Genomic DNA, 15,965 nt, shown 5'->3' with positions numbered 1-15,965 from the left:
AATCGCGTGGATGACACGCCGATCCTTTTATCGACAATCTTGGTAAAATTCTATCTGGCGTCAGACCGGCAGCGCCGTCGTCTTGAACACCGTGCGCAGCGCAAAAGAGCTTTGCATCTGCGCCACTCCCGGCAGACGGGTCAGGTATTGGCGGTGGATGCGGGCAAAATCCTCCGTATCCTCGGCCACCACCTTCAGGATGTAATCCGCCGTGCCCGCCATCAGGTGACATTCCAGCACATCCGGCACCCGCGCCACGGCCTTTTCAAAGGCCTCCAGCACCTCATCCGCCTGCGCGGTCAGCTTGATCTCGACAAAAACGGTGGTCGGCAGGCCCAACCGCCGCGCATCCAGCAGTGCCACGTAATCGCGGATGTAGCCGTCGTTTTCCAGACGCTGTACGCGACGGTGACAGGCCGAAGGGGACAGGTGAACCGCCTCTGACAGCTCGGCGTTTGACATGCGACCCTTGCGCTGAAGCGCCACGAGGATACGCCGGTCCGTCTCATCCAGCGACATTTGTGCAAGATCCTCCTGCATTTCCGCCAAAGCTTCGCAGGATCGTGCAAAGCCGTCCGGAAGGGATCGCAAGCTTGGCAACCCATTGCAAGTCTCCTGTGGCATAATTCCGCAATCAAGCGAGGAGGACACCCCCCAAAATGAAGATCGGCTGCCCCACCGAAATCAAACCGCAGGAATTCCGCGTCGGTCTGACGCCCAACGCCGCCCGCGAGGCGGCGGAACATGGCCATGAGGTCATCGTTCAGAAAGGCGCCGGAGCGGGCGCCGGGTTCCCGGATGAGGATTATACCGCCGCAGGCGCACGTCTGGCAGAGACTGCCGCAGAGATTTTCGCCGAAGCCGAGATGATCGTGAAGGTCAAGGAACCGCAGGCCTCCGAACGCGCCATGCTGCGCGAAGGGCAGTTGCTGTTCACCTACCTGCACCTTGCCCCCGATCCGGAGCAGACCAAGGATCTGCTGGCCTCTGGCTGTACCGCCATCGCCTATGAAACCGTGACCGACGACCGTGGCGGCCTGCCGCTGCTGGCGCCGATGTCCGAGGTTGCGGGCCGTCTGGCGCCGCAGGTGGGCGCGTGGACGCTGCAAAAGGCCAACGGCGGCCGTGGCGTTCTGATGGGCGGCGTGCCCGGTGTCGGCCCGGCGCGGGTTCTGGTCGTAGGCGGCGGTGTCGTCGGCACCCACGCGGCGCGCATCGCGGCAGGCATGGGCGCGGACGTGACCGTGCTGGACCGCTCTTTGCCGCGCCTGCGCTACCTTGACGATGTCTTTGGCGGCACCTTCCGCACTGGCTATTCCAGCGCGGGGCTTTTGGCAGAGCACCTCAGCCAGGCCGATATGGTGATCGGGGCCGTTCTGATCCCCGGCGCCGAGGCGCCCAAGCTGGTCAAGCGCGCCGATTTCGCCCACATGAAGCCCGGCTCGGCGCTGGTCGACGTGGCCATTGACCAGGGCGGATGTTTCGAGACTTCGCGGGCCACCACCCACGCTGACCCGATCTATGAGGTGGACGGCATCATGCACTACTGCGTGGCCAACATGCCCGGCGCCGTAGCGCGCACCTCGACCATCGCGTTGGGCAACGCCACCATGCCCTTCATGCTGGCGCTGGCGGACAAGGGCTGGCGTCAGGCCTGCACTGACGACCCGCACCTGATGAACGGGTTGAACGTGCACGCGGGCAAGCTGACCTACTATGCGGTGGGCAAGGCCCTGGGCATGGACGTGACCTCGCCGCAACTGGCGATCAAGGACTGAGATCCCCCCGACAGTGAAAACGGTCTCCCCGCCAGTGGCGGGGAGGCTTTACAAGACGATGATGCCGCTATGCTTGGCCTTGTGGTCGGGTTCGACATGGATGGTGATGCGGCATTCGTCAAATCCGGCTTTCAACGCCGCCTCTATCCGGTCACAGATGTCGTGGGCCTCATCCACCGTCATGTCCCCCGGCACCACCAGATGGAATTCTATGAAAGTGGCCGCCCCGGCGTGACGCGCCCGCAGGTCATGCGCCTCGACCGCGCCCGCGGCATTCTCCGAAATCAGCGTGCGCATCTGCTCCAGATCGGTTTCCGGTACGCTGACGTCCATCAACCCGGCCACCGAGCCACGGATCACCTGCCAGCCGGACCACAGGATGTTGACCGCGACCAAGGCCGCCAGCAAGGCATCCAGCCACAGCGCCCCGGTCAGAACGGCCGCGACCACGCCCACCGCCACACCGGCGGAAGAGATCACATCCGTCATCAGGTGCCTGCCGTCGGCGGCAAGCGCCGGTGAGCGCAGGCGTCGCCCTTCGCGGATCAACAGAAACGCCCAGACGGCGTTGATCCCGCTGGCCAGCGCCACAAGCGCCAGACCTGTCCACGGCGCATCGATCGCCACGGGGGCGTTCCATGCGCTCCAGGCTTCGTTCAGGATAAAGACGGCGGCGACGACGATCAGCACGCCTTCCATGACCGCGCTGAAGTATTCCGCCTTGTGATGTCCGAAAGGATGGTCCGCATCGGCCGGTTGGGCCGCGATGCGAACGGCGACAAAGGCCGCAACGGCGGTCGCCACGTTGACGATGCTTTCCAGAGCATCGGAAAGCAGCGCCACCGACCCGGTCAGCCACCAGGCCAGTGTCTTGATCGCCAGCACGATAAGGCCGATGGCGATACTGCCCAGTGCAATTCTGACGGCTCTAGGCATGGGGCGCTCCCGGACGCGTTTGCGGGGGCCTGATAGCCAAGCCCCCGCTCCTGCGCAACCGGTGCGATGTTCAGCGCTTCAGCGAGTCGCGGATTTCCAGCAGGACTTCCAGCTCGGTCGGGCCCTTGGGCGCTTCTTCGACCGCTTCTTCCTTCTTCTCGGCGGCGTCCTTGACGCGGTTCACCATCTTGACCAGCAGGAAGACGACAAAGGCGATGATCAGGAAGTTGATGATCGCCATGACGAACTTGCCGATGGCAAAGACCGGTGCGCCGGCTTCGGTCGCGGCGTCGAGAGAGGCGTACTCATTGCCGTCGAAAGAGTAGAACCAGCCCGAGAAATCGATCCCGCCGGTGAACAGCGCGATGATCGGGTTGATGATGTCGCCCACCAGCGATGCAACGATCGCGGTGAAGGCCGCGCCGATGATGATACCAACGGCCATGTCCATGACATTGCCTTTAGCGATGAAGTCCTTGAATTCCTGAATCATGGTTTGTCCCCTCGTGATTCCGGGCGCTCCTGCCCGTCCCATTCGTTGTGTGAAACGGCAATCGCACAAAGAATTGCCTCTGGCACCGGGAAAAAGGACCTCTGCTTTCCCCCCACCGCTCTTCACGTCAACTTCGGCCTGGCCGCGCCGCATGGCCGGGCTTGTCCGCATTGGCATTGCGAATTAGCCTGCCCGCCGAGCAAGCAATTGAAAGGATTGGAATGATCCGCGCCATTGTCCTTTTGGTGATCACTCTTTTGGCCCCTGCGGCGCATGCCGCCACGCTGGAATCGGTCGAATCGCCTTATTGCCTTGCCCGTCTTTCCGGGCAGATCGTCGAGGGGGACTCGCAGAAATTCGTCGCGGCGCTGCCCGAATGGAAAGCCCGGGCGGAGTTTGCGCGCAACCTTGCGGTCTGTCTGGACAGTCCGGGCGGGTCGCTGCTGGAAGGAACCAAGATCGCGGCCTTTGTCGAGGAAAACCGCATCGGCACGGTGATCGACGACGGCGCGGAATGCCTGTCTGCCTGTTCCATCATCTTCATGCTGGGGGCGATCGACGGGGGCGAACTGACCACGGATATCGGTGACAACCGGGTGCTGATGGAATTTTCGCGGCGGCTGCATGTGAACGGCACGCTGGGATTCCACCGCCCCTCGTTCGAGGCACCGGACAGGTCCTACAGCCGCGCGGACATCCAGCAGAGCTTTGATCTGGCCATCCTGTCGTCGCTGGAATTCATGCGCATGGCAAACCGCTGGAAGCCCGCCGAGGGCGCACCAGCCATGAAGGCCGACCTTGTCGAAGCGCTGCTGGAACACAAGGGGCAGGATTTCTTTTACATCGACACGGTGGACAAAGCCGGACGATGGGACATTACCGTCTTTGGCTACGATGCGCCGGAACGCACCAGTGCGCGCGAGGCGCTGAACGCCTGCGACAACCTCTCGAACTGGCACGTGGGCGGCGCGCCGACCCCGGTGCGCAATGCCGACACCGACACGCTGCTGCGGCTGACAACGCGATACGCGCAGGGCTCATTGCGCGCGGGCGAGCCCGTGGAAATCTATACGCCCATCTACAGTGTGTCGGGGCGCGACGCGTTCTTTCATGCCGATGGACGCATGGGAGAGCGCTACTGCCAGATCGACATGGACACCTATGACGGCCCGAACGGCGCAAGGGTGATGACAGTGGGCGCCTGCGGCGGGGATTCTGTCCTCGGTACGTCTTTCTTCGAATACTGCGGCCCGCAGGACGTGACACCGGTGATGGAATTTTACGACACGATCACCATCTTCCCGTCCGAAACGCCCCTGCGCGACCTGCCGGAGATGGCGCGCCGGATCGAGGCTGAGGCCGACGAGATCGAAAAGGCCCTGATGCCGCCTGCGGGCCTGTCCTGCGGCGCGGCCGAGGATCATATGATCGGCGTGGTTGCGCCCCAAGGACACGTGTTCCTGCACGAAAGCCCCGACGCAGCCTCAAAACAGGTCGGCAAAGCCTATAACTACAGCCGCCTCTGGCGCGGCAAAAGCTCCGGCAAGCTGATCGGGACAGAGGAAGAGCGCAGCGTTTGCTTTGACGCCTGCACCGGCTGGGCCGAAGCAGCGAAATTGCCAGCGGACGAGCGGCAGAAGATCATCGACACGATCAACGCCTGTTTCAACAACGATATCGTCTGGTGGAACGCCGATCTAGGGAACGGCAAAGAGGGCTGGGCCAGCGCCAAGTACCTGCGCTGACCACTGACACGGTTCAACCCGGCAGCGAGCCGGTCAACACGTAGCGCATGATCTGCACCACCTCCTGCGGCGTGCGCGCCACGGCAAGGGCCGCCGCATCCACCTCTTTCAGCGCGTGGTCATGTTCCGGCTGCTGAAGGATGATCAGCGATTTGCCCAGTGCGCTGGCATAGCCCGCATCAAAGGCGGCATTCCACTGCTTGTATTTCTCGCCAAAGCGCACGACGACAACATCCGCGTCGGCAATCCCCTTGCGGGTGCGGATCGCGTTGACCATCGCGCCCTTGTGGTCGTGCCAGTATTTGTTCGGCTCTTCGCCCAGGATCGCCACGCCGCAATCGTCGCTGGCCGCATGGTCCGTCACCGGCGCGTTGAATGTGATGTCCAGCCCCTGCGCACCCTCGATGATCTGTTCGCGCCAGTCGGTGTGAATCTCGCCCGAGAGATAGACGTTCAGTCCCATGTCCGCTCCTTTCCGTGAAAAAGGGCGCTGTTTGCGCCCTGTTTCCTGACAACATATCCGGCCTTGCGCCTGTGGCAAGGTGGCGGGAGGGTTTGCTGCTAAGCGGACCGGGGCCTTTCCGGGGCTCTGCCCGTTCGCCCCTCAAACCCTCCACCGGAGGGTTTGCCGCTAAGCGGACCGGGGCTCACCTATCCTTGCGGATGACCTCGTTCTTCGGGTCATAGGGACTATCGCAGGTGACGGTCGCGTCCCAAAGCTGGTCCAGCATCTTGACCTTCAGCACCGTGCCTTCGACCGCGTGTTCCGGTTTGACGTAGCCCATGCCGATGCTCTTGCCGAAGTGGACGGAATAACCGCCCGAGGTCAGGCGCCCCACGCGGGTGCCGTCCGCGGCATAGAGCGCCTCACGCCCCCAGGGGTCCGCATCGGACGGGCCGTCGATCAGCAGGGTGACGCATTTGGAGCGGATGCCGGTCTCTTCCAGCTTTGCCTTGCCGTGGAAATCCTTGGACAGGTCGACAAAGCGCGGCAGGTCAGCCTCCAGCGGGGTCGCGTCGCGGCCCAACTCGTTGCCGAAGGCGCGGTAGGATTTTTCTTGCCGCAGCCAGTTCTGCGCCCGTGCGCCGACCAGCTTCATCCCGTGCTTTTCGCCTGCTGTCACCAGTTGGTCCCACAGGTTGTTCTGCATCTCGACGGGGTGATGCAGTTCCCAGCCAAGCTCGCCGGTATAGGCCACGCGGATCGCCATGACCGGCACCATGCCCAGTTCGATGTTGCGCATCGTCAGCCAGGGGAAGCGCTTGTTGCTCAGAACGGTGTCCGGGTCAGCATCCTTGACGATCTCCTTCAGCACATCGCGCGACTTGGGACCCGCAATGGCAAAGACACCCCACTGCGTGGTGACATCGTGGCAAGAGATCCAGCCGAATTCGTCTCGCTTGTCCTCGATCGCCTTCATCAGGAAATCGCTGTCGTAGGCTGTCCAGGCGCCCGCGGAGACAAGGTAGTATCTGTCCTCGGCCAGACGCACGATGGTGTATTCGGTGCGCGTGGTTCCGTGGCTGGTCAGAGCGTAGGTCAGGTTGATGCGGCCGACCTTGGGCAGCTTGTTGCAGGTGAACCAGTCCAGGAACTGCGTCGCCCCCGGCCCTTCGACGATATGCTTGGTGAATGCGGTGGCGTCGATCAGGCCGACGCCTTCGCGGATGGCCTTGGCCTCATCCACCGCATGCTGCCACCAACCGCCACGGCGGAAGCTGCGCGCGTCGTGGTCGAAATCCGGACCAGCATCCAGCGGGCCGTAGTAGTTGGGCCGCTCCCAGCCATTCACGCAGCCGAACTGCGCGCCCAGCGCCTTTTGCCGGTCATAGGCGGGTGCGGTGCGCAGCGGACGGGCGGCGGGGCGTTCCTCATCCGGGTGGTGCAGGATGTAGACGTGCTCATAGGCCTCTTCGTTCTTGGCCACAGCGTATTCGGTCGTCATCCAGCTGCCGTAGCGCTTGGGGTCGAGGCTCGCCATGTCGATCTCGGCCTCGCCCTCCACCATCAGCTGCGCGAGGTAATAGCCGGTGCCGCCGGCGGCGGTGATCCCGAAAGAGAACCCTTCGGCCAGCCACATGTTACGCAGGCCCGGTGCGGGGCCAAGCAGCGGGTTGCCATCGGGCGTATAACAGATGGGGCCATTGAAATCGTCCTTCAGACCCACGGTTTCCGAGGACGGAATCCGGTGGATCATGGACATGTATTCCTCTTCGATCCGCTCCAGATCCAGCGGGAAGAGATCGGCGCGGAAGCTGTCCGGCACACCATAGGCAAACCGCGCGGGCGCGTTGCGTTCATAGGGGCCAAGGATCCAGCCGCCGCGTTCCTCACGCACGTACCACTTGGCATCCGCATCCCGCAGAACCGGGTGCTCGCCGTGCGTCTTGCGATACTCCACCAGGGCGGGGTCCGGTTCGGTCACGATATACTGATGCTCGACCGGGATGGCCGGGATCTTGATGCCCAGAAGCTGCGCGGTGCGCTGCGCGTGGTTGCCGGTGGCGGTGACGACATGTTCGGCGGTGATGACGGTCTGTTCGTCAGACGGTACGAGGTTGCCGCCCTTCTCGACCATCTTGGTCACGGTGACGCGCCATTCGGAGCCGGTCCATTCGTAGCCGTCCACCTGCCACTTGCGTTCGATCAGAACGCCCCGCTGGCGCGCGCCCTTGGCCATGGCCATCGTCACGTCGGCCGGATTGATGTAGCCGTCGGTCGGGTGGTAGATCGCGCCTTTCAGGTCCTCTGTCCGGACCAGCGGCCACCGCTCCTTGATCTGCGCGGGCGACAGCCATTCGTAGGGCACGCCGCAGGTTTCGGCGGTGGACGCGTAAAGCATGTATTCGTCCATACGCTCCTGCGTCTGGGCCATGCGCAGGTTGCCGACGACCGAAAAGCCCGCGTTCAACCCGGTCTCTTCTTCCAGCGTCTTGTAATACTTGATCGAATAGTCGTGGATATGGGTCGTGGCGAAGGACATGTTGAAATAGGGCAGCAAACCGGCCGCGTGCCATGTGGAGCCCGATGTCAGCTCGTCCCGCTCCAGCAGCATCACATCGTCCCAGCCCGCCTTGGCCAGATGATAGGCAATCGAGGTGCCGACGGCGCCACCGCCGACGACCAAAGCTTTGACATGGGTTTTCATGACACGACTCTCCGGTTGAATTGCCTCTCAATAACGCGCCGCACGGCACCGCGCCGCGCGCGCCCGACAGGTCATGTGGGGAAAACGACGCGCGCGCCTTCCGGGCGGCACGAAAGAAGCCGCAGAACGCCGCTGCGGCTTCTTCTCTTTGAAAATACGCCCCTCCAACAGGGGCCTACTGACCGTCTCAGCAGTTGTACATGTAGGTAAAGACCAGCGTGTCCTGCTTCCATTGGCCGGTGGCCTGGCAATTGTTGTGCACCTGGTATTGGCCGGTGATCTGCACACGCAGCGGATTTTGCAGCACCGGCCCTTCGACATGATATTCCAGTGGCGTGCCGGGACAGGCCTTGGAAAAGCGGCGGGCGGTGCCACTGTACCATTCGCCATTCTTGACACCGTTGAACAAAAGCGTGCCGGGCGTCACACCTGCAGGATACTGCCAGGCATGCGGCGTGGTTTCATACCACAGCCAGCGACTGTTGCCCTGCGCCGTCAGGCGCATGACCGAGCCGTTGTGATTCCAGCAGGAATCCGCCACGGCCTGCCCAGCTATGAGGCAAGCCAGGATCATCGAAACGAAACGCACCATAACAAGACCTTTCTTTCAATTGCATATTCGGCAATCACCGCATGCCCTTGGACACCTGTCAAACCTTTCTTACCCGGTTGTTTCTCTCAAATTTTCTGGCACAGCCAATGTCTTTCCGGGATTCGATCTCACCCTGTACATGCGAGGGTTGAAGCGGTGGACTCCACGACGTTTGCGCAGGTTCCGGGCACGGTGACGCTGACCGGTCTTCGGGGACCGCGCCGAGAGACGAGGACGCCGCCTGTCGTTTCGTGCGTCCGGTCTGGCATCGGCTGGCCCTCCTTGACCATTTCAACCGGATCGGCGGGCTGATCGAAGGTATCCCCGTCAGGGCACGGCGGGTTCGACGTGCGGTCCCGCAGGACTCTGGTCCCTCCGCGAATTTGCCGGGTCTGCAGGTCGTCCTTACAAGGCAGGCCCGGGGCGTTCTGCCAGAAGCCATTGGGGCAAACCGCCGCCTCAACGAAAGGCGCTCTGTCTTGTCCACAGGCACTGCGGCGATTCCCCGCTGATTTGCCCTCTGCCCCCCCTTCACCATCCCATGGCGCAGGCCTATACAGACGCAGGTCCGGACTCTGGGGAGTCGCGGGCCTTTGAGGCAATGGGGCAAGAAAAATGTTTGGCATGGATGGCATCCTCGGCCTGTTCTCTTCGGACATGGCTATCGACCTGGGGACGGCGAACACGCTGGTCTACGTTAAAGGCAAAGGTGTCGTTCTCTCCGAGCCTTCCGTCGTCGCCTATCATATCAAGGACGGCCAGAAAAAGGTTCTGGCCGTGGGTGAGGACGCCAAGCTGATGCTGGGCCGCACCCCCGGCAGCATCGAGGCGATCCGCCCGATGCGCGAAGGCGTGATCGCGGATTTCGATACCGCCGAGGCGATGATCAAGGAATTCATCCGCAAGGTTCACCGCCGCTCGACCTTTTCGAAGCCGAAGATCATCGTCTGCGTGCCGCATGGCGCGACCCCGGTCGAAAAGCGGGCGATCCGCCAGTCCGTGCTGAGCGCGGGCGCGCGTAAGGCGGGCCTGATCGCAGAGCCGATCGCGGCCGCCATCGGGGCCGGCATGCCGATCACCGACCCGACCGGCAACATGGTCGTGGACATCGGCGGCGGTACGACCGAAGTCGCGGTGCTGTCGCTGGGCGACATCGTCTACGCCCGTTCGATCCGCGTCGGCGGCGACCGGATGGATGAGGCCATCATCAACTACCTCCGCCGCCAGCAGAACCTGCTGGTGGGCGAATCCACTGCCGAACGCATCAAGACCTCCATCGGTACGGCGCGCATGCCCGACGACGGGCGCGGCTCTTCGATGCAGATCCGTGGCCGCGACCTGCTGAACGGCGTGCCCAAGGAGACCGAGATCAGCCAGGCCCAAGTCGCCGAAGCATTGGCAGAACCGGTGCAGCAGATCTGCGAGGCGGTGATGACCGCGCTCGAGGCGACGCCCCCGGATCTCGCCGCGGACATAGTCGACCGTGGCGTCATGCTGACCGGCGGTGGCGCCCTTCTGGGCGATCTGGACCTTGCCCTGCGCGAGCAGACCGGTCTGGCCGTTTCTATCGCCGACGAGTCGCTGAACTGCGTGGCGCTTGGCACCGGCAAGGCGCTGGAATACGAAAAACAGCTGCGCCACGCGATCGATTACGACAGCTGACGGCAGAGCGGGCATTCGCCCGCTCGACCAGACACCCGGCCCACGGTATCATCCAGCCAGTGTGACGCGAGGAACCCTTGGCCAGCGACCGCAATGCATCCGATGACTTCACCGGCCCGCTGAAGCGGCTGTTGCTTGTCGTGCTGGTGCTTGTTCTGTCGGGCATCTTCCTGCTGTGGCGCATCGACAGCCCCCGCGTGGAACGCTTTCGCGCGCAGGTGATCGATGCGGTGGTCCCGCGCATGGACTGGGCGATGGCACCCGTCACCGCCTCCGTCCGCCTGCTGCGCGATTTCCAGAGCTATCAGCGCCTCTATGAACAGAACGAGGAATTGCGCCGCGAATTGCGCAAGATGACCGCCTGGGAAGAGGCGGCGCTGCAGCTCGAACAGGAAAACGCCCGCCTGCGCGATCTGAACAATGTCCGCCTCGACCCGCGCCTGACCTATATCACCGCCGTCGTTCTGGCCGACAGCGGCAGCCCGTTCCGCCAGTCGGTCCTGATCAATGTGGGCAGCCGGGACGGAATTGTCGACGGTTGGGCGACAATGGACGGTATCGGTCTGGTCGGGAGGATTTCCGGCGTGGGCGCCAACACCAGCCGCGTGATCCTGATCACGGACGCCACCAGCCGGATCCCGGCAGAAATCCAGCCCTCGGGCCAACTGGCGCTGATCGCGGGCGACAACACCTCTGCCCCGCCCATCGACTTTCTGGAAAACCCGGGCCTTGTCCGCCCCGGGGACCGCATCGTCACCACCGGCGATGGCGAGGTTTTCCCCCCCGGACTTCTGATCGGACAGGTGGCGGAGGATCCGGGCGGGCGGTTGCGCGTCCGTCTTGCGGCGGATTACGAACGGCTGGAATTCCTGCGCGTGCTGCGCGATCACGGATCTCGGGCGGTCGACGCCCCCTCTAGCCTGATCCTGCCCGACGCCCTGCCCGACGCGGGCGACCCGCCAGCTCCGACAGAGGCGCCGGGAGATGGCTGAGAACAGCCCGCGCCGGCTCTGGGCAATGCGGGCAACCTATTTCGGCCTGGCCCTGGTGATCGCCTTTTTCCACCTGCTGCCGCTGCAGATGACTCCACGCAGCATGGCTGGCCCGGACTTGCTGACGGTCCTGACCTTTGTCTGGTGCCTGCGGCGGCCGGACTACGTGCCGATGATATCGGTCGCCGTGGTCATGCTGTTGGCCGACTTGCTGTTTCAGCGTCCACCCGGGCTCTGGGCGCTGTTGGTGCTTCTGGCCTCAGAATGGCTGAAGGCGCGCGGCCGACAGGTCCGCGAAAACACGTTTTTTGCCGAATGGCTGACGGCGGCCAGTGCGCTGTTGTTCATCACGCTGATCTACAGAATCGTTCTCGGAATCTTGATCGTGACCCCCGGAATGCTTTCATTATGGGTGATGCAATATGGTATGACGGTCGCGGCCTACCCGCTGGTGGCCGCGCTTTCCTATCTTGTCCTCGGCGTGCGCCGCAGCGCGCCCGGCGAATATGATCACACGGGACGCCCACTATGAGACGCAGCCCCAGAGAGACCGCCGAATCCGCCCGCCGAATTTCGCGTCGGGGATTGATTCTGGGCGGGGTGCAGATCGGCTTTGCCGGGCTGCTCGCGCTGCGCATGCGGCACATGCAGGTGGATCAGGCCGATGAGTTTCGCCTGCTGGCCGAAGAAAACCGCATCAACATCCGGCTGATCCCGCCATCGCGCGGCCGGATTTTCGACCGCGAAGGCCGGATCATCGCCGAAAACGAACAGACCTACCGCGTCACCATCACTCGTGAGGATGCGGGCGATGTGGGTCAAGTGATCCAGCGCCTTGGCCAGTTGATCGAACTGGACGAGGATGACCTGAACCGCGCCCTGACAGAGATGGAGCGCACAGCCCCCTTCTTTCCGGTCACCGTCGCCGACCGTGTGTCATGGGATGAATTCAGCCGCGTCGCCGTGAACGCCCCGGCCCTGCCCGGCGTAACCACCGAGGTCGGCCTGTCGCGGTTCTATCCCAACCGCGAATTGTTCGCGCATGTCGCCGGCTATGTCGGCCCGGTATCGGAGCGTGATCTGGCCCGATACGAGGACCCGCCGCCGGTTCTGCGCATCCCGCGTTTCCAGATTGGCAAGGTCGGCGTCGAGGCCAAGTACGAATCCGTCCTGCGCGGCAATGCCGGGGCCAAGCGGGTCGAGGTCAACGCCGTCGGCCGCGTCATGCGGGAGCTTGACCGCCGCGAAGGCGAGGCCGGTGCCGATCTGCAACTGACCGTCGACACGGCCCTGCAGGAATATGTTCAGGCGCGTCTGGGACAGGAAAGCGCCTCTGTCGTGGTCATGGACGTGAACAACGGCGATCTGCTGGCCATCGCCTCGGCCCCTTCCTACGATCCCAACAAGTTCGTGCGCGGCATTTCCGTCGCGGATTACGGTGTGTTGCGGGAAAACGATCACCGCCCGCTGGCGTCGAAGACCGTGCAGGACGCCTATCCGCCGGGCTCGACCTTCAAGATGATCACCGCGCTGGCCGCGATGGATGCCGGCATCATGTCGCCCGAGGACACGTTCTGGTGCCCCGGCCATCTTGAGGTTGGCGGGCGCAAGTTCCACTGCTGGAAACGGGTTGGCCACGGCCACATGAACCTTGAGGCCAGTCTGCGTGAAAGCTGTGACGTCTATTATTACGAACTGGCGCTGAAAGTCGGGATCGAACGCATCGCCCAGATGGCCCGTCGGTTCGGCCTCGGTCAGGCGCATGACATCCCGATGTCCGCCGTGACCAGCGGTCTGATCCCGGACAAATCGTGGAAACTGCGCGAACGCGGGGCGGAATGGGTGATCGGCGACTCGGTCAACTCGTCCATCGGTCAGGGGTTCGTTCTGGCCTCACCGTTGCAGCTTGCCGTCATGTCGGCGCGTCTGGCGACGGGCAACATTGTCTCTCCGAGACTTGTCCGGAGCGTCGACGGCGTCGAAACTGCGGTCCGCAACGACGGCTCGATGGGGCTGAACCCGAACCACCTGCTGAACGTACGGCGCGCGATGTACGCGGTTTCCAACCACCGTCACGGCACCGCCTTCCGGACCCGCATCGCCGAGGCAAATCTGCGCATGGCGGGCAAGACCGGCACCAGCCAGGTCCGCAACATCACGACGGCGGAACGCGCCCGCGGCGTCACATCGAACGATGACCTGCCGTGGGAGCGTCGTGACCACGCCTTGTTCGTGAACTTCGCGCCGTATGACGCGCCGCAGATCGCGGTTTCGGTGGTGGTCGAACACGGCGGTGGCGGCAGCACGGCCGCAGCCCCCATTGCCCGTGACGTGACCCTGCAGGCGCTCTATGGCGGCGATCCGCCGCTGGAGGCCTATCCCAGCTCCGACCGCCGCCGCATCAAGGCACAGCAGGAACGGCTGGCCCGCGAACGCGCCGAGCGCCGCGAGGGGAGCGACAGCGCGTGACCTATCTTGAGTACAACGTCAAAACGGTCCCCACCGGCTGGCGCAAGATCCTGCACTTCAACTGGCCGCTGGTCGTGCTGCTGACCGCGGTTGCCGGTGTCGGTTTTCTGATGCTCTATTCGGTGGCGGGCGGATCGTTCAGCCCTTGGGCGGAGCCCCAGATCAAGCGCTTTGGCCTTGGCATGGCGGTGATGTTCGTCGTCGCCCTCGTACCGATCTATTTCTGGCGAAACATGGCGCTGCTTGCCTATGCCGGCTCTCTGGCGCTGCTGGTGATGGTCGAATTTTTTGGCACGGTCGGCATGGGCGCGCAGCGCTGGATCGACCTTGGGTTCATGCGTCTGCAGCCGTCGGAGGTGATGAAGATCGCCCTCGTCATGCTGCTGGCCGCCTATTACGACCGCCTGCCGCTGAACAAGACGTCGCGCCCGCTGTGGGTACTGGTGCCCATACTAATCATCCTGTTGCCCACCGGTCTTGTGCTGATGCAGCCGGACCTTGGCACTGCGATCCTGTTGATGACGGCGGGTGGGTTGGTGATGTTCCTTGCCGGGGTCCACTGGCTTTATTTCGCCACCGTGATCGGCGCGGGCATTGGCGGCATCTGGGCCGTGTTCCAGTCGCGCGGGACCGATTGGCAATTGCTGGCGGATTACCAGTTCCGCCGCATCGATACCTTTCTTGACCCCTCTTCGGATCCATTGGGCGCGGGGTATCACATCACGCAGGCCAAGATCGCCATGGGCTCCGGTGGCTGGACCGGGCGCGGGTTCATGCAGGGCACGCAGTCGCGGCTGAACTTCCTGCCGGAAAAGCACACGGACTTCATCTTCAACACGCTGGCAGAGGAATTCGGCTTTGTCGGCGGGGTGTCCCTGCTGGGCCTTTACGTGCTGATCCTGCTGTTCTGCATCTTTGCGGCGCTGCAAAACCGTGACCGGTTTTCGTCGCTGCTGATCCTTGGTGTCGGCCTGACGTTCTTCCTGTTCTTCGCGGTCAACATGTCGATGGTCATGGGCCTTGCCCCGGTTGTGGGCGTGCCGCTGCCTATGGTGAGTTACGGCGGCTCTGCCATGCTGGTGCTGCTGCTGGCCTTTGGTCTGGTGCAGAGCGCCCATATTCACAGACCTCGGTAACCCCCCCTTTCACCCCCGCCTCGAATCCGACTAAAGCTGCTCCCGACACCGAAAGGACCAGCCCATGCCGAACATCCTCTTTGCCGCCCAAACCGAACGCTGGGACGAATATGAGACGCCGCTGCGCGCCGCGCTCGACACGGCCGGTCTGTCGTATGAACTGGGCACTGAACTGCCGCCCGAAAGCGTCGATTACATCGTCTATGCGCCCAATTCCGACGTGCAGGATTTCACCCCCTTCACACGTCTGAAGGCGGTCATGAATCTCTGGGCGGGGGTCGAGGGGATCATCGGGAATGAGACACTGAAGGTGCCACTGACCCGGATGGTCGATGAGGATGGCCTGACACAGGGCATGGTCGAATGGGTCACCGGCCACACGCTGCGCCATCACCTTGGCATGGATCGGCACATCGTGAACCCGACGCAGGAATGGGATCCAACGCCACCGCCCCTGTCGGTTGACCGCCCGGTCACGATCCTTGGCCTTGGTGCGCTTGGGCAGGCCTGCGCCAAGGCGTTGACCGCGCTTGGCTTTCCCGTCACCGGGTGGAGCCGGTCGCAAAAAGACCTGCCGGGCGTTACCTGCCTGTCCGGCGAGGACGGGCTGCGCAAGGCTTTGTCCGGCGCGCAGATCGTGATCCTGCTGCTGCCGGACACATCGGCCACGCTTAATCTGCTGAACGCGGACACGCTGGCACTGCCAGCCAGAGGCGCCGTGATCCTGAACCCCGGGCGCGGCCCTCTGATCGACGACGACGCATTGCTGGCGGCGCTGGACAGCGGCCAGACCGGCCATGCCACGCTGGACGTCTTTCGCACCGAACCCTTGCCGCAGGATCATGCGTTCTGGGCGCATCCCAACGTAACGATCACGCCGCACATCGCATCCACCACCCGGCCCGAAACCGCCGCCAAAGTCATCGCCGCTAACATCCGCCGCGGCGAGGCAGGCGAGACATTGCATCATCTTGTGGACCGCGCCGCCGGGTACTAAGGAACCGCCAAAAGGA

General features: G+C 63.5%; 14 protein-coding genes. 8 read left to right on the top strand and 6 right to left on the bottom strand.

Features of this window, described 5'->3' with window-relative positions; all coding sequences use genetic code 11:
- Positions 1-60 precede the first annotated feature (60 nt).
- Positions 61-519, bottom strand: coding sequence for an Lrp/AsnC family transcriptional regulator (locus ACTXGA_RS14635; protein ID WP_443395008.1), 459 nt, complete (start codon positions 517-519; stop codon positions 61-63).
- 140 nt (positions 520-659) lie between these two features.
- Between ACTXGA_RS14635 and ald the strand changes: the two genes are divergently transcribed.
- Positions 660-1,778, top strand: a complete 1,119-nt coding sequence (gene ald / locus ACTXGA_RS14630) for an alanine dehydrogenase (RefSeq protein WP_443394857.1) — start codon at positions 660-662, stop codon at positions 1,776-1,778.
- 48 nt (positions 1,779-1,826) lie between these two features.
- On the opposite strand, the gene ACTXGA_RS14625 is transcribed toward ald, so the two are convergent.
- Together ACTXGA_RS14625 and mscL are read right to left on the bottom strand one after the other, a co-directional pair.
- The gene (locus ACTXGA_RS14625) at positions 1,827-2,714 is read right to left on the bottom strand and encodes a cation diffusion facilitator family transporter (protein WP_443394855.1); all 888 of its coding nucleotides are present in this window, start codon (positions 2,712-2,714) and stop codon (positions 1,827-1,829) included.
- A gap of 70 nt (positions 2,715-2,784) precedes the next feature.
- Positions 2,785-3,207 (bottom strand): large conductance mechanosensitive channel protein MscL, encoded by a 423-nt coding sequence (gene mscL, locus ACTXGA_RS14620; RefSeq protein WP_443394853.1) that lies wholly within the window; start codon positions 3,205-3,207, stop codon positions 2,785-2,787.
- Positions 3,208-3,428: 221 nt separating this feature from the next.
- Here mscL and ACTXGA_RS14615 point away from each other — a divergent pair, with 221 nt between their 5' ends.
- Positions 3,429-4,952: a hypothetical protein gene (locus ACTXGA_RS14615; RefSeq protein ID WP_443394852.1), complete on the top strand. Its 1,524-nt coding sequence runs from the start codon at positions 3,429-3,431 to the stop codon at positions 4,950-4,952.
- Between the two features lie 13 nt (positions 4,953-4,965).
- Here ACTXGA_RS14615 and ACTXGA_RS14610 read toward each other — a convergent pair whose 3' ends face one another.
- The 3 genes from ACTXGA_RS14610 to ACTXGA_RS14600 all read right to left on the bottom strand — a co-directional run bounded on the left by ACTXGA_RS14610 (position 4,966) and on the right by ACTXGA_RS14600 (position 8,693).
- Positions 4,966-5,415 carry a YtoQ family protein gene (locus tag ACTXGA_RS14610; RefSeq protein ID WP_443394850.1) on the bottom strand — a complete coding sequence of 150 codons (450 nt, stop codon included), beginning with the start codon at positions 5,413-5,415 and terminating at the stop codon, positions 4,966-4,968.
- 184 nt (positions 5,416-5,599) lie between these two features.
- Entirely contained in the window at positions 5,600-8,101 is a 2,502-nt protein-coding gene (locus ACTXGA_RS14605; RefSeq protein WP_443394848.1) for a GcvT family protein, read from the bottom strand.
- 187 nt (positions 8,102-8,288) lie between these two features.
- On the bottom strand, positions 8,289-8,693 hold the full coding sequence (locus tag ACTXGA_RS14600) for a hypothetical protein (protein WP_443394847.1): 405 nt from the start codon (positions 8,691-8,693) through the stop codon (positions 8,289-8,291).
- A gap of 624 nt (positions 8,694-9,317) precedes the next feature.
- Between ACTXGA_RS14600 and ACTXGA_RS14595 the strand changes: the two genes are divergently transcribed.
- From ACTXGA_RS14595 to ACTXGA_RS14570, 6 genes are all read left to right on the top strand, one after another.
- Positions 9,318-10,355, top strand: a complete 1,038-nt coding sequence (locus tag ACTXGA_RS14595) for a rod shape-determining protein (protein ID WP_443395006.1) — start codon at positions 9,318-9,320, stop codon at positions 10,353-10,355.
- Positions 10,356-10,432: 77 nt separating this feature from the next.
- On the top strand, positions 10,433-11,347 hold the full coding sequence (mreC, locus tag ACTXGA_RS14590) for a rod shape-determining protein MreC (RefSeq protein WP_443394845.1): 915 nt from the start codon (positions 10,433-10,435) through the stop codon (positions 11,345-11,347).
- Positions 11,340-11,879, top strand: a complete 540-nt coding sequence (locus tag ACTXGA_RS14585; RefSeq protein WP_443394843.1) for a rod shape-determining protein MreD — start codon at positions 11,340-11,342, stop codon at positions 11,877-11,879. Before mreC ends, ACTXGA_RS14585 begins: the two co-directional genes overlap by 8 nt.
- The gene (gene mrdA, locus ACTXGA_RS14580) at positions 11,876-13,816 is read left to right on the top strand and encodes a penicillin-binding protein 2 (RefSeq protein ID WP_443394841.1); all 1,941 of its coding nucleotides are present in this window, start codon (positions 11,876-11,878) and stop codon (positions 13,814-13,816) included. The genes ACTXGA_RS14585 and mrdA overlap by 4 nt, the downstream gene beginning before the upstream one ends.
- Positions 13,813-14,952 carry a rod shape-determining protein RodA gene (rodA, locus tag ACTXGA_RS14575; protein ID WP_443394839.1) on the top strand — a complete coding sequence of 380 codons (1,140 nt, stop codon included), beginning with the start codon at positions 13,813-13,815 and terminating at the stop codon, positions 14,950-14,952. Before mrdA ends, rodA begins: the two co-directional genes overlap by 4 nt.
- Before the next feature lie 64 nt (positions 14,953-15,016).
- Positions 15,017-15,949, top strand: coding sequence for a 2-hydroxyacid dehydrogenase (locus ACTXGA_RS14570; protein WP_443394837.1), 933 nt, complete (start codon positions 15,017-15,019; stop codon positions 15,947-15,949).
- The last annotated feature ends 16 nt before the right edge of the window (positions 15,950-15,965 follow it).

Origin of the sequence: Antarctobacter jejuensis, from assembly GCF_052266595.1 — a bacterium.
GTDB lineage: Bacteria > Pseudomonadota > Alphaproteobacteria > Rhodobacterales > Rhodobacteraceae > Antarctobacter > Antarctobacter jejuensis.
Note: the sequence above shows the minus strand (reverse complement) of the source record. Positions and strands in the feature narration are given on the sequence as shown.